Origin of the sequence: Roseateles sp. PN1, assembly GCF_038419725.1 — a bacterium.
GTDB lineage: Bacteria > Pseudomonadota > Gammaproteobacteria > Burkholderiales > Burkholderiaceae_C > Paucibacter_A.
The window spans coordinates 251,271-269,821 of the sequence record NZ_JBCARA010000005.1; the positions used below are offsets into that span (position 1 = coordinate 251,271).

Annotated in this window: 16 protein-coding genes; 14 read left to right on the forward strand and 2 right to left on the reverse strand. The window is 66.7% G+C overall.

Going from position 1 to position 18,551, the window contains the following annotated elements:
- Positions 1–18 precede the first annotated feature (18 nt).
- The 10 genes from AABB87_RS10445 (at position 19) to AABB87_RS10490 (ending at position 10,662) form a co-directional block, all read left to right on the forward strand.
- Positions 19–1,104 carry a hemin-degrading factor gene (locus AABB87_RS10445; RefSeq protein WP_341971175.1) on the forward strand — a complete coding sequence of 362 codons (1,086 nt, stop codon included), beginning with the start codon at positions 19–21 and terminating at the stop codon, positions 1,102–1,104.
- Positions 1,101–2,027 carry a heme/hemin ABC transporter substrate-binding protein gene (locus tag AABB87_RS10450; protein ID WP_341971176.1) on the forward strand — a complete coding sequence of 309 codons (927 nt, stop codon included), beginning with the start codon at positions 1,101–1,103 and terminating at the stop codon, positions 2,025–2,027. The genes AABB87_RS10445 and AABB87_RS10450 overlap by 4 nt, the downstream gene beginning before the upstream one ends.
- Positions 2,028–2,062: 35 nt before the next feature.
- Positions 2,063–3,154 (forward strand): FecCD family ABC transporter permease, encoded by a 1,092-nt coding sequence (locus AABB87_RS10455; RefSeq protein WP_341971177.1) that lies wholly within the window; start codon positions 2,063–2,065, stop codon positions 3,152–3,154.
- A gap of 3 nt (positions 3,155–3,157) precedes the next feature.
- Positions 3,158–3,955 (forward strand): ATP-binding cassette domain-containing protein, encoded by a 798-nt coding sequence (locus AABB87_RS10460; RefSeq protein WP_341971178.1) that lies wholly within the window; start codon positions 3,158–3,160, stop codon positions 3,953–3,955.
- 50 nt (positions 3,956–4,005) lie between these two features.
- Positions 4,006–4,698: an energy transducer TonB gene (locus AABB87_RS10465; protein ID WP_341971179.1), complete on the forward strand. Its 693-nt coding sequence runs from the start codon at positions 4,006–4,008 to the stop codon at positions 4,696–4,698.
- Positions 4,695–5,711, forward strand: a complete 1,017-nt coding sequence (locus AABB87_RS10470) for a ChaN family lipoprotein (RefSeq protein WP_341971180.1) — start codon at positions 4,695–4,697, stop codon at positions 5,709–5,711. The genes AABB87_RS10465 and AABB87_RS10470 overlap by 4 nt, the downstream gene beginning before the upstream one ends.
- 116 nt (positions 5,712–5,827) lie before the next feature.
- Positions 5,828–7,192, forward strand: a complete 1,365-nt coding sequence (locus tag AABB87_RS10475) for a TolC family protein (protein ID WP_341971181.1) — start codon at positions 5,828–5,830, stop codon at positions 7,190–7,192.
- Between the two features lie 52 nt (positions 7,193–7,244).
- Positions 7,245–8,234 carry an HlyD family secretion protein gene (locus tag AABB87_RS10480; protein ID WP_058721470.1) on the forward strand — a complete coding sequence of 330 codons (990 nt, stop codon included), beginning with the start codon at positions 7,245–7,247 and terminating at the stop codon, positions 8,232–8,234.
- A 50-nt stretch (positions 8,235–8,284) separates the two neighbouring features.
- Positions 8,285–9,472, forward strand: coding sequence for an ABC transporter permease (locus AABB87_RS10485; protein WP_341971182.1), 1,188 nt, complete (start codon positions 8,285–8,287; stop codon positions 9,470–9,472).
- Positions 9,472–10,662 (forward strand): ABC transporter permease, encoded by a 1,191-nt coding sequence (locus AABB87_RS10490; RefSeq protein ID WP_341971183.1) that lies wholly within the window; start codon positions 9,472–9,474, stop codon positions 10,660–10,662. The genes AABB87_RS10485 and AABB87_RS10490 overlap by 1 nt, the downstream gene beginning before the upstream one ends.
- A gap of 4 nt (positions 10,663–10,666) precedes the next feature.
- Here AABB87_RS10490 and AABB87_RS10495 read toward each other — a convergent pair whose 3' ends face one another.
- The gene (locus AABB87_RS10495; RefSeq protein WP_341971184.1) at positions 10,667–12,508 is read right to left on the reverse strand and encodes an OPT/YSL family transporter; all 1,842 of its coding nucleotides are present in this window, start codon (positions 12,506–12,508) and stop codon (positions 10,667–10,669) included.
- Positions 12,509–12,565: 57 nt separating this feature from the next.
- Between AABB87_RS10495 and AABB87_RS10500 the strand changes: the two genes are divergently transcribed.
- The 4 genes from AABB87_RS10500 to AABB87_RS10515 all read left to right on the forward strand — a co-directional run bounded on the left by AABB87_RS10500 (position 12,566) and on the right by AABB87_RS10515 (position 17,410).
- Positions 12,566–13,186, forward strand: coding sequence for an AraC family transcriptional regulator (locus AABB87_RS10500; protein WP_341971185.1), 621 nt, complete (start codon positions 12,566–12,568; stop codon positions 13,184–13,186).
- A 22-nt stretch (positions 13,187–13,208) separates the two neighbouring features.
- Entirely contained in the window at positions 13,209–15,182 is a 1,974-nt protein-coding gene (locus AABB87_RS10505) for an alkyl/aryl-sulfatase (protein WP_341971186.1), read from the forward strand.
- A 111-nt stretch (positions 15,183–15,293) separates the two neighbouring features.
- On the forward strand, positions 15,294–16,922 hold the full coding sequence (locus AABB87_RS10510) for a peptide chain release factor 3 (RefSeq protein WP_341971187.1): 1,629 nt from the start codon (positions 15,294–15,296) through the stop codon (positions 16,920–16,922).
- An 8-nt stretch (positions 16,923–16,930) separates the two neighbouring features.
- A complete protein-coding gene (locus AABB87_RS10515) occupies positions 16,931–17,410 on the forward strand; it encodes a methyltransferase family protein (RefSeq protein ID WP_341971188.1) in 480 nt (159 codons plus the stop codon).
- Between the two features lie 44 nt (positions 17,411–17,454).
- On the opposite strand, the gene AABB87_RS10520 is transcribed toward AABB87_RS10515, so the two are convergent.
- A complete protein-coding gene (locus AABB87_RS10520) occupies positions 17,455–18,129 on the reverse strand; it encodes a hypothetical protein (protein ID WP_341971189.1) in 675 nt (224 codons plus the stop codon).
- Positions 18,130–18,551 lie beyond the last annotated feature (422 nt).

Sequence of the window (18,551 nt, forward strand, 5' to 3'; positions counted from 1 at the left end):
CCTACCCAGGAGCCCCCTATGCAAACCCGCTACAGCGATCTGCGCCAAGCCTTTACTTCGGCGCGCCAACAACACCGAGCCCGTCATCGCGATATTGCCGAGTCACTGGCCATCAGCGAAGGCGAGTTGATCGCCGCGCATGTCGGCCACTTCGAAGCGCAGGAGTCACCGCTGCAGGCCTTGCGGCTGAAGGCCGAGTGGCCCGAGCTGATCGCCGCCCTGGAGCCTTTGGGCGAGCTGATGGCGCTGACCCGCAACGCCTCTTGCGTGCACGAGAAAGTGGGCGTCTACCGCGAGGCCTCGGCCCAGCACGGCGTGGGCCTGGTGCTCGGCGAGATCGATTTGCGCCTGTTCTATCGCGTCTGGTCGCATGGCTTTGCGGTCAGCGAGCGCCTGTCCGACGGCGCTTTGCAACGCAGCTTGCAGTTCTTTGATGCAGCGGGCTCGGCCATCCACAAGGTCTTCCTGCGCCCGCAAAGCGATCTGGCCGCCTACACCGCATTGCTGAGCGCTTTTGCGGCCGAAGACCAAACGCCCGGCCTTGAACTCGGCCCAGTGCCCGCCGAGCCCAGCGAGCGCAGCGACGCCGACATCGACGTGCCTGGCCTGCGCGCGGCCTGGGCCTCCTTGCGCGATACGCATGACTTCTTCAGCCTCTTGAAGCGCTTTGGCCTCAGCCGAACCCAAGCCCTGCGGCTCGCGGATGCGCAGTTTGTTCAGCCACTGCCGATCGGCAGCGTGCACGAACTCATCAGCCGTGCCGCCCAGCAGGGCGTGTCCATCATGGTCTTCGTCGGCAACCCCGGCCTGATCCAGATCCACACCGGGCCGGTGCAGAAAGTGGCCGTCATGGGGCCCTGGATCAATATCCTCGATCCCGGCTTCAATCTCCATCTGCGAGAAGATCACATCGCGCAGGTCTGGCTGGTGCGCAAGCCCACCGTCGATGGCCTGGTGAGTTCACTGGAACTCTTCGACGCCGAAGGCCGCAACATCGCCATGCTGTTCGGCGAACGCAAGCCGGGCCAAGCCGAACGCTGCGATTGGCGCAGCCTGCTCAACAGCCTGACCGACCCGGCGGCGGAGTTGGCCGCGTGCCCATGAAGCCCGCCCCCACCCCACGCACAGCGCTGGCGCCAACACAGCGCCGTCAGTGCTTGGCCTGGGCGGCCAGCATCGGCCTGGGCCTCGGTCTGCCGGGCGCCTGGGCGCAAGCTCCGGCCAAAAGCCAGGCTTTGCGCGTCATCAGCCTGGGCGGCGCCGTGACGGAGTTGATTTACGAACTCGGCCTGCAACAGCTCTTGGTGGGCGTGGACAGCAGCTCGCTCTACCCCGCCGTGGCGCAGAAACTGCCCCAGGTCGGCTACGCCCGCACCCTAGCCACCGAAGGCCTGCTATCGCTGCAACCCAACTTGATCGTGGCCACCGAAGATGCCGGCCCTCCGGCCGTCTTGCGCCAGCTGGAAGCCGCCCGCGTGCCCCTGCATGTGCTGAGCGCCGAACATCGTTTTGAAGGCCTGATTGAACGCTGCCTGAAACTGGGTCAATTGCTGCAGCGGCCCAGCGAGGCCCAAGCTCTGGCCGAGCGCTTGCGCCGGCAATGGCAAAGCAGCGTGGCCCAAGTGCAGCAGCTGCAAGCCAGCGCAAACGCCAGCCGCCCGCCTCGGGTGATGTTCGTGTTGGCGCATGGCCCGCAACAGCTGCGCATTTCCGGGCAAGACACTGCGGCCGATGCCATGCTCCGCTATGCCCGGGCCGAGAACGCGGTGCAAGGCTTCAAGGGCTATAGGCAGCTGACGCCCGAGGCCGCGATTGCCGCCGCACCCGACATCCTGCTGGTCACCGACCAAGGTTTGGCCGCGGCCGGCAGCATTCAGGACTTTCTGAAGCTACCCGGCCTGGCCCAGACGCCCGCAGGGCGGGCGCAACGCCTTGTGTCCATGGATGCCTTGGAGCTGCTGGGCTTCGGCCCCCGTTTGCCGCTGGCCTTGAGCCGTTTGGCCACGGCGCTGCACGCCAAGGCCTGAGCCAAATTGAGCGAGAGTAGAAGGAGCGCCTGCCCATGAGCCGCCTCAATGCCAGCCTGCCCGCTGCGGCGGGTCTGAATCGCCCACTTGTCCAGCCCGGCTCGCGTGCACGCCTGCTGCGCATGCTTGCCTTGCCCGCCGCCGTGCTCGTCTTCCTGCTCACGCTGAGCCAGTTGGGCGCCGTGCCGATTGGCCTGCAAGACTGGCTGCACGGGCCGTGGAATGAGGACAGCGGCAGCGCCGGCGCGCATGTGCTGTGGCAGCTGCGCCTGCCACGCATCTTGCTGGCGGCCAGCGTTGGGGCGGGGCTTGGGCTGGCGGGCGCCTTGAGCCAAGCCCTGTTCCGCAACCCGATGGCCGACCCGGCCCTGCTGGGCGTCACCAGCGGTGCGGCGGCCGCTGTGGCCCTGAGCCTGACCCTGTTCGCCGGCCTGCAATTGGCCCTGCCTGCGCCCTGGCGGGTTTGGCTGCTGCCGGCCGTCGGCTTCGCCGGCGCCTTGCTGGTGTGCTTCGCCTTGGAACGCCTGGCGCGCTGGCTGGCACCGGGCTCCATCGCCGCGCTGCTGCTCAGCGGCCTGGCGATTCAAGCCCTGGCCTTTGCGCTGGTCGGCTTGTGCAGCCACGTGGCCACCGATGAGCAACTGCGCTCACTGAGCTTTTGGACCCTGGGTTCCTTGGCCGGCGCCAGCTGGTTGATGGTGGCGCTGATGGGTGGGGCCGTGGTGCTGGCGGCGACTCTGGCCAAGCGCATGGCGCCCCGGCTCAACGCCCTGGCCCTTGGCGAGGCGGCGGCCAGCCATGTGGGCGTGCAGGTCCATAGCTTGCGATTGCAGACCATCGCCTGCGTGGCCTTGCTCAGCGCCTTGGCCGTGGCCTGGTGCGGCAGCATCGGCTTCATCGGTTTGATGGCGCCGCACCTGGCGCGCCAATGGGTGGGGGCAGACCTGCGCCGCGTGCTGCCAATCGCGATGCTGGCGGGGGCTTTGCTGCTGATGCTGGCCGACACATTGGCGCGCACCCTGGCCATACCGGCGGAAATCCCGGTGGGCGTGTTCAGCGCCTTGATCGGCGCCCCCTGGTTTTTGTTCATGCTGCGCAAGTCGGTGCAGCGCATGGGGAGTGTTTGAGCCATGTTGATGCAAGTGCACCAAGCCTCGCTGCGCGTGGGTTCGCGCCAGCTGGGTCGCTTCAATCTGCAGCTGCGGGCCGGTGATCGCGTCGCCATCCTGGGCCCCAGCGGCGCCGGTAAATCCAGCCTGCTGAAACTGCTGGCCAAGGAGCTGCCCGCCTCTCAGGGCTCGGTCAGCTTGGGCGGCCGCGATCTGCAGCATTGGTCGGCGCCCGAATTGGCGCGCCGGCGCGCCGTACTGCCCCAGGGCCACGGCCTGGCGTTCGCCTTGCCGGTCGAGTTGGTGGTGTCGCTCGGCCGTGTGGCGCGCGAGGTCGATCCGACGCAAATGGCGCTCGTGCGCCAGGCTTTGGCCCAGGCGCATGCCAGCCATCTGTGGGGGCGGCGCTTCGACACCTTGTCGGGGGGCGAGCAAGCGCGGGTGCAGTTGGCCCGCGTCTTCGCGCAGCTTTGGGATGCCGAAGGCGGCGTGCTGCTGGTGGATGAACCGCTGGCGGCGCTGGACCCCGGCTTGGTCTTGGAGCTGATGCACGCGATGCGCGAATTTGCCGCCGAGCGCGGTCATGCCTTGGTCGCGGTCTTGCACGATATGAGCCTGGCCATGAATCACTTCGAGCGCCTATGGCTCTTGAAGGACGGCCAGATCCTGGCCGATTGCGAGGCGGTTCCCGCCGTGCTGCCACTGCTGGAACAGCTCTACGGCCTGCGCCTGCGGCTCTTGCAAGACGCCGAGGGCATGGCCTTGCTGGCCAGCCGCTCAGGCAACATTGCCGCGCGCCGGGTGGCGGAGGCGGCATGAGCTGGAGCCTGAGCTGGCCCCTGAGGCCAGGCCTATGGCTATCGCTCATCTTGCATTCAGCCGCATTGCTTTGCTGCTGGACCTGGAGTTCAAGCGCCACGCCGCAGCGCCTGCGCGCCCAGCCCACCGACGGCGCCAGGATCAGCGCCTTCATCGTGCCTCAGCGGCGCGCTGCCAGCGAGGTAACCAAGGCGCTTGCAAGCCAAGCGCCTGCGCCAGCGCATCTGCGGCCGCGCCTGCTGGCGCCCGCGGCGCTGCCGTTGCTGCCGGTGGTCGCCAGCCAAGAAACAAGCGAGGCCACCGCGCCTGCCACGCCAACGCTCAAGCCCGCGCCCTTGCTGGCCCATGCCACCGAAGCGCCCGCGGCCGTCGACAGCAAGTCCACCACGCCAGCGCCAGCACCGGCCCCCAGCAAACAGCCGCCCGAAGCCCAATGGGTGGCGGCCAGCCTGCCGCCCGAGCATGGCCAATGCTCGGCCAGCAACACCGCCCGGCTCTATCCCGCCCTGCTGCGCGAACGCGGTCTGCAAGGGCGGGTGACGCTGCGGGTGCAAGTGGACGAACAAGGCCGCGCGACCGACATCCAGCTCAAGCAGGGCAGCGGCCTGCGTCTATTCGATGAAGCGGCCCGGCTGGTCGCGCAAGCCTGTCGTTTCATCCCGGCCCGGCGTGGGGAGCAAACCGTCGCCAGCTGGGTGGAGTACCCGGTGCGCTTCACCTTGCAACAAGATCTGCTGCAATGAGTTCCATCCTCTTGCGGCCCATCGACACCAGAGCGCCAGCTCTTTTTGAGAATCTCATCCCAATGCTGCACGACTCCATGCCCGCCCGCCATGCGCCTTCACACCAAGCTCGTCCGGCCATCGCCCTGCTGCTGGCGGCGGCGGCGGCGGCGGCGGCGGCAGTGATGATGACAACGACGACTGCCCAAGCCAGCCCCGAAGCAAGGGAGCCCACGGGCGAAAGCTTGATCGATAGCCGCAGCCAAGAAGTGCTGAGCCCGGCCGACTTGCTGACGCTGATGCGCCAAAGCGACTTTGTGCTGCTGGGTGAAGTGCATGACAACCCTTTGCATCATCAGCGTCGCGGCGCGCTGCTGGCCCAGTTGCGCGCGCCCGCCGTGGTCGTTGCCGAACACCTGCCCGCCCCTGCGCAGCTGCAGCTGCGGCCCGAACTGGATCTGCTGAGCCAGCTCAGCGGCGCCGGCTTTGAGGCCAGGGCCTGGCGCTGGCCGCTGCACGAGGCTTTGTTTGAAGGGCTCAGGGCTTCGGGCATGACATTGCTCGGCGGCAATGTAGCATCCCCGCTGGCACGCCAGGTCGCACGAGAAGGCCGCTATGCCTTGCCCGACTTCGCCCGCGCCCAAATGGACGCCACGCCTTTGCCAGCGACGGGGCGCGCCGCTTTGGCCGCCGACCTGGTGCAAGGCCATTGCGGCCAACTCAGCGGCCCACGGCTCGAAGGCATGATCTGGGCGCAGGGCCTGCGCGACGCCAGCCTGTGGAGCACCATGCAAGCCGCCGCCAAGGACGGGTCTAAACCGGTGCTGCTGCTGGCCGGCAATGGTCATATTCGCAGCGACTATGGCTTGGCCTATTGGATTCAGCAGCAGGCCCCAAAAGCGCGTGTGATCAGCGTGGGCTTCGCAGAAATTGGCCAGCCCACTGCGGGCTTGTACACCCATGTCTGGCGTACACCTGCCGCCACGCGCGATGATCCCTGCGCCGGCTTCAAGCTGCCGCCTGCGACCCCCTAATTGGAGCCCCCCTCAGTGCGGCCAAACAGCCATCGAGATCGGTTAACCTCAGCGGCGTGAGCGCCTCCACCCCCACCCCATCGAAAGCCGCGCTGCGGCTGATTTTTTTCCTGCCCATGCTGCTCGCCCAAGCCTGGGCGGCGGACACGGCGGCACCGCCGGGACTGAGCTGGCAGGACGCCGTGCAGCAGCTGCAACAAGGCTCCGATCAGCTGGCCGGCGCGCGCGCCAATGTGGCCTACCGCCAGGCGCAGAGCGAAGGCGTTGCCCGGCTGGGTGGGCCCATCGTCAGCCTCTACGGCGCCGCCTACAGCTACAAGGCCAGCCTCGACCTGAACCTGGACCCGCTCAACCAGGGACTCGGTAACGCGATCGGCCTCTTGCCGCCAGGACTTGCAGGCTTGTTGCCGCCCCTGCCGCCGCTGCCTTCCGACTACACGCTTGAGCGGCGCAACAGCAATCAAACCGCCATCCTCAACGCGGTCTGGCCCATTTACATGGGCGGCGCGGCCGACGCGGCACGCGGCTTGAGCAAAGCCCAGGGTGACGAAGCGCAGGCCGAGCTGAGCCATATCGAAGAAGAAGCATTGGGCCAGTTGGCGCAGCGTTACTTCCTGACCCAATTGGCGCGCCGCGCCGCCGCTTTGCGCGAGGCGGTGGTGCAAGGCGTGGCCGAGCATGATGCGGCGCTGGAGAAGATGCTCAAGGTCGGCGTCGTGTCTCAGCTCGAACGCCTGCAGGCGCGCGCCGCGCTGGAAGACGCCCGCCACCAGGCCCGCAAGGCGCGCAGCGATGCTGAGATGGCCGCAGTGGCCCTGGCCCGCAGCGTCAAGCTGGCTGGCGCGCCGCCCACGCCCAGCACGCCGCTGGCCCTGCGCAGCCAGCCGCTGGCACCGCTGCAAGAGTTCATTGACCAAGCCCTGGCCCACCACCCCGGCTTGGCCAAAGTGGCCGCCAAACGCAGCCAGGCCGAGCAAGCCAAGGCAGCAGGCGACGCGCTCAACAAGCCACAGCTCTTTGCCTTCGGCCAAAGCAATTTGAGCCATAACCGCGACTGGGTGGCCGGTGTAGGCGTGCGGGTGAATCTATGGGATTCGCTCGACCACGAGGCCTTGTCGCGCTCGCACGCCAAGCAGATCGAGCAGGTCAATGCCGCCGATGCCCAGGCCCGCAGCGACATCGCCCTGCTGGTGGAAAAGCAGTGGCGCAGCGCCGAACGTGCGCGCGAGCAATTCATCGGCCTAGCGCCGCAAGACGAGCTGGGCCTGGAGCTGCTGCGCCTGCGCCAAGCCGGCCTGCGCCAGGGCACCAGCACGGCGCTGGATTTGATCGACGCCGAACTCAATCTGGCCAAGCTGCGCACCGAGCGCGCCCAAGTGGCGTATGAGTACGTGATGGCGCTGACCGGCCTGCTGCAAGCCAGCGGCCAGATCCATCGCCTGGGCGAATTCCTGGCGCAAGCCGATCTGCGCGTCGAGTGAATCAGCGCTTCCGCAAGCAAGCCCGCAAGCAAGTAGAACGAATAGCAAAGCCATGAAACTCAAACCAAGCCAGATCGTCGCGCCCGTCCTCTTGCTGGGCCTGGGCGCCTGGGGCGTTTACGCCCTGCTGCAAGGCGGGCGCGAGCCGCCCCAGCAGCTGCAAGGCATGATGGAAGCGCAGGAAACCGATATCGCGCCCAAGCTCACCGGCCGCATCGCCGAGCTGATGGTGCAAGAGGGCCAGAAGGTCGCGCCCGGCAGCCTGCTGCTGCGCATCAACAGCCCCGAAGTTGCGGCCAAGCTGGCGCAAGCCAATAGCGCCGAACTGGCCGCGCAAGCGGTGGCGCAAAAAGCCAAGAACGGCGCGCGGCCCGAAGAAATCCGCATGGCGCAGAGCAATTACGAGCGCGCCAAGGTCGGGGCCGAGCTGGCCAAGAAGAGCTACGAGCGGGTGGAGAGCCTCTACAAAGACGGCCTGGTGGCGCAGCAAAAGCGCGACGAGGCCGAAGCCAACTGGCATGCCTCGCAAGGCCTGGCCGATGCAGCCAAGGCCCAAGCCGATATGGCCCGCGCCGGCGCCCGCAGCGAAGACAAGGCCGCAGCTGCAGCCCAAGCCGCCCAAGTGGCCGGCGTGGTGCAGGAAGTGGAAAGCGCCCGCGCCGAGACCGAGCTGCGCAGCCCGGTGGGCGGCGAAGTGGCCAAGCTGCTGGCCAAGGTGGGCGAGTTGTCGCCCGCCGGCGTGCCGGTGCTGACCGTGGTGGACCTGCAAAACCAATGGGCCGTGTTCAATGTGCGCGAGGACCAACTGGCCCGCTTTGCCATCGGCCAGGAATTCGACGCTGAGTTGCCCGCGCTGAAAAGCCAGGCCAAGCCGCTCACGGTGCGATTCAAGGTCACGGCCTCGCAAGTGCTGCCGGATTTCGCCACCTGGCGCGCCACCCGCGCCAACCAGGGCTATGACTTGCGGACCTTTGAGGTCAAGGCCAAGCCGCTGCAGCCGATTGCGCAAGCGCGGCCCGGGATGAGTGTGCTGGTGAAGTGAGACTTCATCTGTCCGCCCGCCGCGTGCCTTGATGCCGCATTGACCCCACCATGCCCGAGACTCTGAGCAACCCCCGCCCCTGGCGCGACAGCTTGCGCCGCGAGTGCGCCCTGCTCTGGGCGCGCCCCTTCGACCTGGCCATGCTGAGCTGGGTGCCCTTGCTGCTGGGCCTGATGGTGATCTGGAGCTTTGCGGCGGGCCTGCCCACGCGCTTGCCCATCGGCGTGCTGGACGGCGACCACAGCGCCTTGTCGCGCCAGTTGCAGCGCATGCTGGACGGCGCGCCGGGGCTGCGCATCAGCGCCCAGTTCAGTGACGAACAAGCCATGCAGCGCGCCTTGCGCGCCGGCGAGGTCTATGCCGCGCTGGTGATTCCGCCCGACCTGGCGCGCAGCATCAAGCATGGCCAGGCCGGGCAGCTGGCCCTGCTGCATAACGCGCAGTTCTCCAGCCACTCGGGCCTGATTCAAAAAGACGTGCGCACGGTGGTGGCCACCTTGTCGGCCGGCATTGAGTTGACGGCACGCGAGAAGCGCGGCCAAAGTCCGCTGGCGGCCAAAGAGGCCTTCGAGCCCCTGCGCAGCAGCCTGGGCGCGCTTTACAACGGCGCGCTGAACTACCAGCAGTTTCTGGCCACCGCCCTGATCCCGGCCTTGCTGCATCTGCTGGCCATGGTGGCCGGCGGCTGGACGGTGGGGCGTGAGCTGCGCGACGCCACCGCGCCCGCCTGGCTGGCCGCCAGCGGGGGTCAGGCCTTGCCTGCGCTGCTGGCCAAGCTGGCCCCGGCCTGGCTGCTGCTGAATTTGGTGAACTTCGCCTTCTGGCTGATTCTGGGCCGCCTGGGCTTGGTGCCCGAAGGCACGCTGACCACGCTGTTGTTGCTGCACGGCTTGATGATCGCGCTCTACCTGGCGCTGGGCGCGGCGATTGCATTGGCCGGGCGCTCGCTGCGCCTGGTGCTCTCGGCCGCGGGTTTCATCACCGCGCCGGCCTTCGCTTTTTCTGGCCTGGCCTTCCCGCTGATGGCCATGCCCGAGGGTGCGCGGATGTGGGCGCAGGCCTTGCCCTTCACCTGGGTTTTGCAAGGCCAGATCGGCCTGCTGCAAGCGGGCCTGAGCCCCGCTGGCCTGCAAGCCACCCTGGGCGGCCTGGCCCTGGCCAGCCTGGCGCTGCTGATGGCGGCCTGCTTCATGCTGCCGCGCCTGGCCTTGCGGCCCAGCAGCTGGGGGCGGCGTTGATGAGCGGGCAAGCCGATATGTCTTGGTTCAAACACCTCGCGGCCACCCTGGCCTCGGCCCTGCGGGACCAGGGCGCCTTGCTGATGCTGCTGGTGGCGCCGGTGATCTACTCATTTTTCTACCCCTGGCCTTATTCGACGCAGGCGCTGCAGCGCGTGCCGGTGGCCATCGTCGATCAAGACCAAAGCAGCCTGAGCCGCCAGATCGTGCGCTTCGCCCAGGCCAGCCCGCGCCTGGACTTGAGCGTGGTGAGCGCCGACGAGGCCGAGGCACGCGCGCTGATGGCGCGCCGCCAGATCGAAGGCTATGTGCTGCTGCCCGCGGGCATGAAGCGCGATGTGGGGCGCGGCCAGGCCGTGACGCTGCCGGTGCTGGCGGACGGCGCCTACTTCCTCACCAACAAGGTGGTGCTGAGCGGCTTTGGCGAGGTGATTGGCACGGTCTCGGCCGGGGCCGAACTCAAGACGCTCAAGGCCCGCGGCCAGCCGCCGCTGCAAGCCGAGCAGTCGCGCAGCCCGCTCAATGTGCAGCTGATTGCGCTCTACAACCCCAGCGAGGGCTATGGCAGCTATGTGGTGCCGGCGGTGGCGGTGCTCATCATCCAGCAGCTGCTGCTGATTGGCACGGCGCTGTGGGTGGGCACCTGGTTTGAGAGCCGCCCGCGAGCCGGCGAGCCTGAGGCTACGCGGGACAACAGCCTCACGGCCTGGTCGGCCCGCATCGCCGCCTTCGCGCTTTTCGGCCTGCTGTCAGCGGCCTGGTACTTCGGCCTGATGTTCCCCTGGCTGGGCTACCCACATGGCGGCAATAACGCCGGGCTGACGCTTTTGCTCCTGCCTTTTTGCTGGGGCGTGGCCGCGCTGGGCGTGGCCCTGGGCGCCTTGTTCGCTGACCGCGAGCGGGCCATGCAGGCGCTGCTGTGCACCTCGCTGCCCATCGCCTTCATCGCCGGCTTCTCCTGGCCGCGCGAATCGCTGCCGGCGGCCTTGCAGACCTTGGGCGATGCCGTGCCCGCCGTGGTCGGCATCCAAGCCTTTTTGCGCCTGAACCAAATGGGCGCGCCGCTGGAAGCGGTGGCCCCCTACGGCTGGACCCTGCTGGCGCAGGCCGCCGCCTTCACGCTGCTGGCGGCCTGGGCGGTTCAGCGCCGCTTGCGCCGCTCGGGCGGCCAGCCGGCCGCGCTGGGCTGATTGCTCAAAGCACCGCCGCCAAGCCCGCCAGGCCCAGGCCCAGTGCGGCGAGTGCGTCACCGGCGATCAGGCCGCCGCCGACCAGGGATGTGCTGCTCATATCGTCCGGCAGATCTTGCTCACCGGCCTTGCGCTTGGGCTTCAAGGTGTTGATCAGGCTGGAAATGGTCCCGCCGGCCGCAAACCAGGCCGAGGTGGGAAGGTTCACAAAGCCGCCGAATGAGGAGGCATAGGGGCTGGGCAAGAGCAGCACGTCCACGCAGAAGTCGGCGGCAAAGCCCTTGCGGCCGGCCTTGACGAAGCGCTGATACGCAGCGTTAGCCTTGATCAGCTTGCGCAGCAACTCAGTACCAAAGCCGATACCCAGACCGATCAGGATGGCGGTGGTCTGAAAAGCCTTGGGCTCGGTCAGGCTGCGCAGCACGCCGACGAATTTGAAGGTCATGGCCGAGGTCCATTGCGCGGGGGCCTCGCTCTCGCTCATCACCGTTTGGTCCAGCTTGAGCACCGGGTAGGCGGTCATGAAAAGCTGGGCAATCGCCACCGCCAGAATTGCGCCGAGCAACAAGCCCGCCACCTGGAAGCGGAATTGCACCGTGCGGTTGGAGCCCAGGCGCCAGCCGGTGGAGCGGTCTTGCTGCATATCGCCGGCCACACTGCTGGAAACGAACACCACCATCGCCGCCATCAGGCCAAGCATCGGGTCTTTGAGGCCAATGCCGGCCAGGATCAGCACCGTCACCACAAAGGCAGAGGAAATCGGGTTCTGGTCGGTCAGGCCCAGCGAGATGCCGTTGACGATGGCAAACACATAGACCAGACCCACCGCCAGCAACATATAGCCCAGCGGTTCATTGAAGAAGCTCATGCCGGCCACGATGGTGGCCACGGTCCAGCAGCCCACCCACAGCAGCAGGCGCGGCATGCTGGCACGCGGGCCAATGCCCTGCCCGACCCGCTCGGCCGGCACCTGCGCCGCCGCACTGGCGCGCGTACTGGCGGCCAAGCTGCTCAGGCGCTTGACGGCGCGGAACATGATCAGCGTCAGGTCCACAATGGCCGCGCCAAGAATCATGCCCAGAGCGATCAGGAAAGCGATCTTGCGGAAGGGTTCGCCCTCTTTCAACCAGCCGATGCTGATGAAATAGGGCGCCAGGGACCAGAACACCAAGCCACCGAGGATGGCCGGAATGCCCACCCGCGCGCCCACGATCAGGCCGGCGCCAAAGGTGGAAGTGGACAACTCAATCACCCCCAACACGGCCATCTTGGCCGCCGCGATGCCACCAACGGCACCCGCTGCCATGCCGCCGAACAGGCGAGACACCGATTGCTTGAGCAGCACCGGGTCGGTCAAGGCACGCAGGATGTTGGCCACGGCCAGGCCGGAGGGAAAGGTCAGCTGCATGCGCTCAACCAAGATGGGCGTGTAGAGCATGCCAATGCCAGCGGCCATCATGCCGATGCAAAGCATATAGGTCACCAGCTGCCAGGTCGGCACAGGCGGCATGCCCATCCAGACCATGGCTTGCACCAAGGTGCTCATGGCCATCATGCCCGCGACCGAAGCGGCCGTGGTCTGGATGTAGTTGGCGCCGTGTTTGCCCTCAGTGCCATAGCCAAAGGTGACCACCGAGCCCAGAATGCCGGCCAGCACCTGGCCACCGACGTAAAAGCCGATGGAGAAGTTCATGAACGCGGCGGTGATGCCGCCCAGCGGCCCCAAGATGAGCATGCCCACCACGCCGAGCAAAAGGTAATAGGCGGCCGAGCCAACCGGCGGCAGCCAGGCCCAGCGGCGCGTGTCTAGGGCTGCGCCCTGGGCGAGAGTTGAACTGAGAGACATGAGGGCTAAGTTTGACTAGGATGGCGCGCACTGTAGTCCTCTGCGCAGCGCCGCCCCATGAGTGCTTCCACCCGCATCGCCCTCCTCAGCTTTGACGGCTTCAATGAGCTGGACAGCTTCATTGCCCTGGGGCTGCTAAATCGGCTGCGACCGCTGGGCTTGCACGCCGAGCTGTGCGGGCCGGGTCACAGCGTCAGTTCGGTGAACGGCGTCAGCGTGCAATTGCAGCGCCCGCTGGAATGGGCCAATGAGGCCGAGGTCGTGTTATTCGGCGCGGGGCTCTACACGCGCTCGCTTGCGCAGAACTCCGCCCTGCTGGACCGGCTGCAGCTGGACCCCTTGCGCCAGCTGATCGGCGCGCAAGGCTCGGGCAGCTTGCTGATGGCCCGCCTAGGCCTGCTGGGCGACCAGCCGGCTTGCACCGATGCGAGCAGCAAGCCCTGGCTCATCGAGGCCGGCGCCCGCGTGCTGGACGAAGCCTTCCACGCCCACGGCCCCATCGCCACCGCCAGCGGCGGCCTGGCAGCACAGTACTTGGCGACCTGGGTCATGCTCAGCAAGGCCGGTGAGGCTGCCACCCGCGATGCCTTGCACGATGTGGCGCCGGCGGGCGAGAAGGACGAGTATGTGGCGCGGCTGATCAAGACTGTGCAAGCTTTTCTGACACCCAAAAACTGAATACAAACGGAGGAGACAAACCTTGAGTTCATGCACGCACCGCCCCAAGCTCTCTCTCGCCTTGATGGCGCTCAGCTTGGCCGCGTGCCAGCCCAAGCCACCGGAAGCCACGGCGCAAGCCGAGGTCTCTGCCCAGGTCCAGCAAGCCCATGCGGCCACGGCCAAGGCCGCCGACCTATCTGACCCGGCCACGTTCGCCGATGCCAAACGCGGCTTCATCGCCGCACCCAAGGGCCAGGTCAAGAATGCCGCGGGCGAGGTGATCTGGGACTACGAGGCTTTCGCCTTTGTGCAAGGCGCCGCCCCCGCCACCGTCAACCCCAGCTTGTGGCGCCAGGCCTTGCTGAACAATCAGATCGGCCTGTTCAAGGTCAGTGAGGGCATCTGGCAGCTGCGCGGCTTTGATCTGGCCAATATCACCCTGATCGAGGGCAAGACGGGCTGGATCGTGGTGGATAGCCTGACCTCACGCGAAACCGCCGCGGCGGCCATGGCCTTTGCGCGCCAGCATTTGGGCAATAAGCCGGTCTCGGCCCTGGTCTTCACCCACAGCCATGCCGACCACTTCGGCGGCGCGCTGGGCGTGCTCTCGGCCGAAGACGCCAAGGCCCGCGCCGTGCCCATCGTCGCCCCGGCCGGCTTCATGGAAGAAGCCACCAGTGAGAACCTGATGGTGGGCAGCGCCATGGCGCGGCGCTCCATGTATATGTACGGCAGCCGCCTGCCGCGCTCCGCCAACGGCCTGGTGGACGACGGCCTGGGCAAGGCCGTAGCCTATGGCCAGTTGGGCATTCTGACGCCCACCCGCCTGGTTGAAAAAGCCGACGAAGAGCTGGTGCTGGACGGCGTGCGCTTCGTCTTTCACAACGTGCCCAGCAGCGAGGCGCCTTCGGAGTTCACCTTCTCCCTGCCCGATCTGAAGGCTTTTGGCGGCGCCGAGCTGATGAGCCACACCTTGCACAACCTCTACACCTTGCGCGGGGCCAAGGTACGGGACGCGCTCAAGTGGGCGGCCTATCTGGACCGCTCGCTGGCCCAGGTCCAAGGGGCCGAAGTGGTGTTCAACCAGCATCACTGGCCGGTCTGGGGCGAGGCGAAGATCCGCGACTTCATCACCAAGCAGCGCGATGTCTACAAATTCATCCACGACCAGACGGTGCACGGCATCAATGCAGGCCTCAACGGGGCCGAGATCGCCGAGACCTTGCAGCTGCCCAAAGCCTTGCAAGACCATCTGAATGTGCGCGGCTATTACGGCACGGTGCGGCATAACGCGCGTGCCGTTTACCAGTTCTATATGGGCTGGTTTGATGCCCACCCATCCAATCTGGATGCCTTGCCCGCGCAGGAGCTGGCCCAGCGCTATGTGAGCTTGGCCGGCGGCCCGGACAAGGCCTTGGGCGCGGCACAGAAAGCCTTTGATGCGGGCGACTTCCGCTGGGCCGCTGAGCTGCTGAAACACCTGGTCTACAGCCAGCCCAAGGACAAGGCTGCGGCCGAGTTGCTGGCCCGCACTTTTGAGCAGCTGGGCTATGCGGCGGAGTCCGCGCCCTGGCGCAACTTCTACCTCACCGGCGCGCTGGAGTTGCGGCAAGGGCCGCCCGAGAAAGGCACCAGCACCGCCATGCTGATGGACATGCTGGAGCACACGCCCATCGAGCGCTTTTTGGAGGCGATGGCCGCAGGCATCAATGCGGGCAAGGCCGAGGGGTTACAGCTCAAGATCAATCTGGTGTTCTCAGACATTCAGGAAAGCTATGTGCTGCAGCTGGACAACTCGGTGCTGCACCACAAACAGGCCCCACCCGCCAGCGATGCCAATGCCACGCTGACGCTCAGCAAGCCTTTCTTCCTGCGCATGATGACGGGATCGGCCGGCGCCAAAGACCTGCTCTTGTCCGATCAAACCAAGATCAGCGGCAGCACCCTGGACCTGGGCCGCTTCTTCAGCCTGATCGACAAATCCAAGGGCGTCTTCCCCATCGTCACCCGCTGAGCTGGCGCAGAGAAAGGGGGCGGGGCGCGCAGCGGGACCGCCACTGCGATAATCCCGCTCTTATCTTCGAATCTGCGCGTGGGCCCTGGGGCCGTCGCGCCCGCCTGCCCCATGTCCGCCGATCTACCCTCCCGCATTCAAACCGAAGTCAAGCGTCGCCGCACCTTCGCCATCATTTCTCACCCGGATGCGGGTAAGACCACGCTGACGGAAAAGCTGCTGCTGTTCTCGGGCGCGATTCAGATCGCCGGCTCGGTGAAGGCACGCAAGGCCTCGCGCCATGCGACGTCCGACTGGATGGAGATTGAAAAGCAGCGCGGCATTTCGGTGGCCTCGTCCGTCATGCAGATGGAATACCGCGACTGCGTGATCAACCTGCTCGACACCCCGGGCCACCAGGACTTCTCCGAAGACACCTACCGCGTGCTGACCGCGGTGGACGCCGCGCTGATGGTGATCGACGCGGCCAACGGTGTGGAGCCACAGACCCGCCGCCTGCTGCAGGTTTGCCGCGCCCGCAACACGCCCATCCTGACCTTCGTCAACAAGATGGACCGCGAGGTGCAAGACCCGCTGGCCCTGATGGATGAGATCGAGCGCGAGCTGGGCATGACCGTCGTGCCCTTCACCTGGCCGGTCGGCATGGGCAAGCATTTCCACGGCGTGATGGACTTGCGCCGCGAGCAAATGCGGGTGTTCTCGCCCGGTGAAGACCGCGTGGGCGGTGACGACGAGATCCTCAGCGGCCTCAACAACCCGGCTTACGCCGAGCGCTTCGGCATGCAGTACGAGCAGGCCGAGGGCGAGATTGAACTGGTGCGCGATGCCGCGGCCGAGTTCAATCACGAGGAATTCCTGGTCGGCAAGCAAACGCCGATGTTCTTCGGCTCTGCCGTCAACAACTTCGGCGTGCAAGAAATTCTGGACGCCCTGGTCGAGCTGGCCCCGGCGCCGGGCGATCGCGCCGCCATGCAGCGCGTGGTCAAGCCCGAGGAATCGAAGTTCACCGGCGTGGTGTTCAAGATCCAGGCCAATATGGACCCCTCGCACCGCGACCGCATCGCCTTCTTGCGCGTGGCCTCGGGCCACTTCGAGCGCGGCATGCGGCTGAAGGTAGTGCGCTCAGGCAAAGAGTTGCGACCCAACACCGTGGTGAGCTTTTTGAGCCAGCGCCGCGAACTGCTGGACGAGGCCTTTGGCGGCGACATCATCGGTATCCCCAACCACGGCGTGCTGCAGCTGGGCGACACCATCACCGAAGGCGAGGCCCTGCAGTTCACCGGCCTGCCCTTCTTCGCGCCGGAAATGTTCCGCAGCGTGGAAGTGGCCGACCCGCTCAAGACCAAGCAACTCAAGGCCGGCTTGCAACAGCTGGGCGAAGAGGGCGCGATCCAGGTCTTCCGCCCCATTGCCGGCAGCGTGCTGCTGCTGGGCGCCGTGGGTCAGCTGCAGTTTGAAGTGGTGGCGCACCGTCTGGAGCATGAATACGGCTGCAAGGCCCGCATCAGCGGCAGCCGCTTCCAAGTGGCACGCTGGGTGACCTGCGACGACGAGAAAGAGCTCAAGCGCTTCATCGACGCCAACGACCACCGCATGGCTTACGACGCGGTGGACGCGCCCACCGTGCTGGTGGAATACGCGCCCGAGCTGCGCGCCATCGAGGCCAACTGGCCCAAGATCAAGTTCCACGCCCTGCGCGAGCACGCGGGTCTGGTGTTCCAGAAGCGCCTGGAAGGCTGATCGACACCATGCCGCTCAGCAGCGTGCTGCGGCGCTTGGAAACCAAGCTGCCGCCTCTGCTGCTGGTGCTGGCTTTGGCCGCGCTCGCTTGGCTCTTGGCCTGGCAGTGGCCGGCACTGAACCTGCGCTTTGCCGGCCAGCGCTGGTTCGCCCTGGGGCTGGCGGTGCTGGCAGCGGCCATCGCGCTGGCGGGTGTGCGGGCCTTTCGCCAGCATGGCACCACGGTGGACCCGACACGGCCCGAGCACAGCTCGGCCGTGGTCAGCAGCGGCATCTATCGTTTCACCCGCAACCCCATGTATCTGGGCTTCGGCCTGGGCCTGACGGCCTGGGTCATCGCTTTGGGCAATGCGGCAGCCGCCCTGCTGATCCCGGTCTACGTGGCCTATATGGTTCGATTTCAGATTCGGCCCGAGGAAGCGGCCCTGCACGCCAAGTTCGGCGAGCCGTTCCTGGCCTATATGCGCCGGGTGCGGCGCTGGCTTTGAGCCGGGCATGAGCTGACGCCTGGGCGGGCCTCAGCGGCGGCCAATCAGTACTTGGCCAGGATGCGCGTCATCTCACCGCGCCGCAGCAAGCTGGCTTGAGCCGCCTCCAACTCGGCCAGACTGATGCGGGCCTGGGGCGCCAAGGCGCAGAACAGCGGCGCATTCGCCACCACGATGGCACTGATCCCCAAGGCCATGGCTGCCGGCTGGCTGCGCTGCTGATACCGGGCGTCCAAGGTCTTGAGCACGCCATAGCGGTTATGGCCTCGCAGCAGCTTGGCGGCCAAGGCCGTCTCGTTCGGTGCGTCTTCGCGGCTCAGATGGCCGGCGGCGAAACCGGCCTCCAGGCTGGGGTAGACGAAGCCCAAGACGGTGCCAAGGGTCTGGCCACGCAGCACATCCAGGCTGCTGGGCACCGGCACGCCAGGCGCGGCAACAATGCGATCCTCCGCCGCCATCAAGGGCTGGCTGGCCCATTGCAGGGCGGTGCTGACCTTTTTGCTAAGCCAGTCCGGGCGCACCAGGCAGAACACATCGACTTCATGCGCCAGCAAGGCCGCTTCTTGGCGGCGGCGCGAGCGCACACGCTGCTCCAACGGTCGCTCCAACTCCTCGGCCAGGGCGAGGTACCAGTCGTAGGCAATGCCGGCGCTGAGTTGCTGGCCGCTGCCCTGGCGCTTCACTTGCCCGAAGGGCATGCCCCAGCTTTCGGACACCATCACCCGCAGCGGCTCCTTTTCAGCAGCAGCTGCGCCGTTCGGCTGGGCCGCCGCGCCCAGGGCAAGCGCCAGCGTGCATGCCGCCCTCAGCACAAGGCGCTGACACGGCAAACGAGCGGGCTGCGCTGGCAGCAACATTCGAAAAAGCGCGACGGCAAACATGCAAGCCAGCATACACGGCGAGACTATCGAGAAAGACCCCGCGCCATTGGCAGCGCAGCGCTAACTTCGCCGCGCCGAGCGGACAAACAAGCCGGCATACAGCCTCTGGCGCGCGCAATTTTTCAGCTTGAGCACCTCAAATCGCCCACTAGGTTTGACAAGACTCTGGCCGCTGAACTGCTCTCGCCCAGGGGCCCGGGGAGTCGTGGCTCACGCCGGACCAGTTGCGCCACAACAAAAACTTGTCAAACCGGCGCCAC

Bases quoted from the DNA above. Each gene is read 5' to 3' on its own strand.
- AABB87_RS10520 (WP_341971189.1), bottom strand. From the start codon at position 18,129: ATGGTGTCCGAAAGCTGGGGCATGCCCTTCGGGCAAGTGAAGCGCCAG.
- AABB87_RS10445 (WP_341971175.1), top strand. From the start codon at position 19: ATGCAAACCCGCTACAGCGATCTGCGCCAAGCCTTTACTTCGGCGCGC.
- AABB87_RS10500 (WP_341971185.1), top strand. From the start codon at position 12,566: ATGAGTGCTTCCACCCGCATCGCCCTCCTCAGCTTTGACGGCTTCAAT.
- AABB87_RS10485 (WP_341971182.1), top strand. From the start codon at position 8,285: ATGCCCGAGACTCTGAGCAACCCCCGCCCCTGGCGCGACAGCTTGCGC.
- AABB87_RS10515 (WP_341971188.1), top strand. From the start codon at position 16,931: ATGCCGCTCAGCAGCGTGCTGCGGCGCTTGGAAACCAAGCTGCCGCCT.
- AABB87_RS10495 (WP_341971184.1), bottom strand. From the start codon at position 12,508: ATGTCTCTCAGTTCAACTCTCGCCCAGGGCGCAGCCCTAGACACGCGC.
- AABB87_RS10470 (WP_341971180.1), top strand. From the start codon at position 4,695: ATGAGTTCCATCCTCTTGCGGCCCATCGACACCAGAGCGCCAGCTCTT.
- AABB87_RS10450 (WP_341971176.1), top strand. From the start codon at position 1,101: ATGAAGCCCGCCCCCACCCCACGCACAGCGCTGGCGCCAACACAGCGC.
- AABB87_RS10480 (WP_058721470.1), top strand. From the start codon at position 7,245: ATGAAACTCAAACCAAGCCAGATCGTCGCGCCCGTCCTCTTGCTGGGC.
- AABB87_RS10510 (WP_341971187.1), top strand. From the start codon at position 15,294: ATGTCCGCCGATCTACCCTCCCGCATTCAAACCGAAGTCAAGCGTCGC.
- AABB87_RS10475 (WP_341971181.1), top strand. From the start codon at position 5,828: ATGCTGCTCGCCCAAGCCTGGGCGGCGGACACGGCGGCACCGCCGGGA.
- AABB87_RS10490 (WP_341971183.1), top strand. From the start codon at position 9,472: ATGAGCGGGCAAGCCGATATGTCTTGGTTCAAACACCTCGCGGCCACC.
- AABB87_RS10455 (WP_341971177.1), top strand. From the start codon at position 2,063: ATGAGCCGCCTCAATGCCAGCCTGCCCGCTGCGGCGGGTCTGAATCGC.
- AABB87_RS10460 (WP_341971178.1), top strand. From the start codon at position 3,158: ATGTTGATGCAAGTGCACCAAGCCTCGCTGCGCGTGGGTTCGCGCCAG.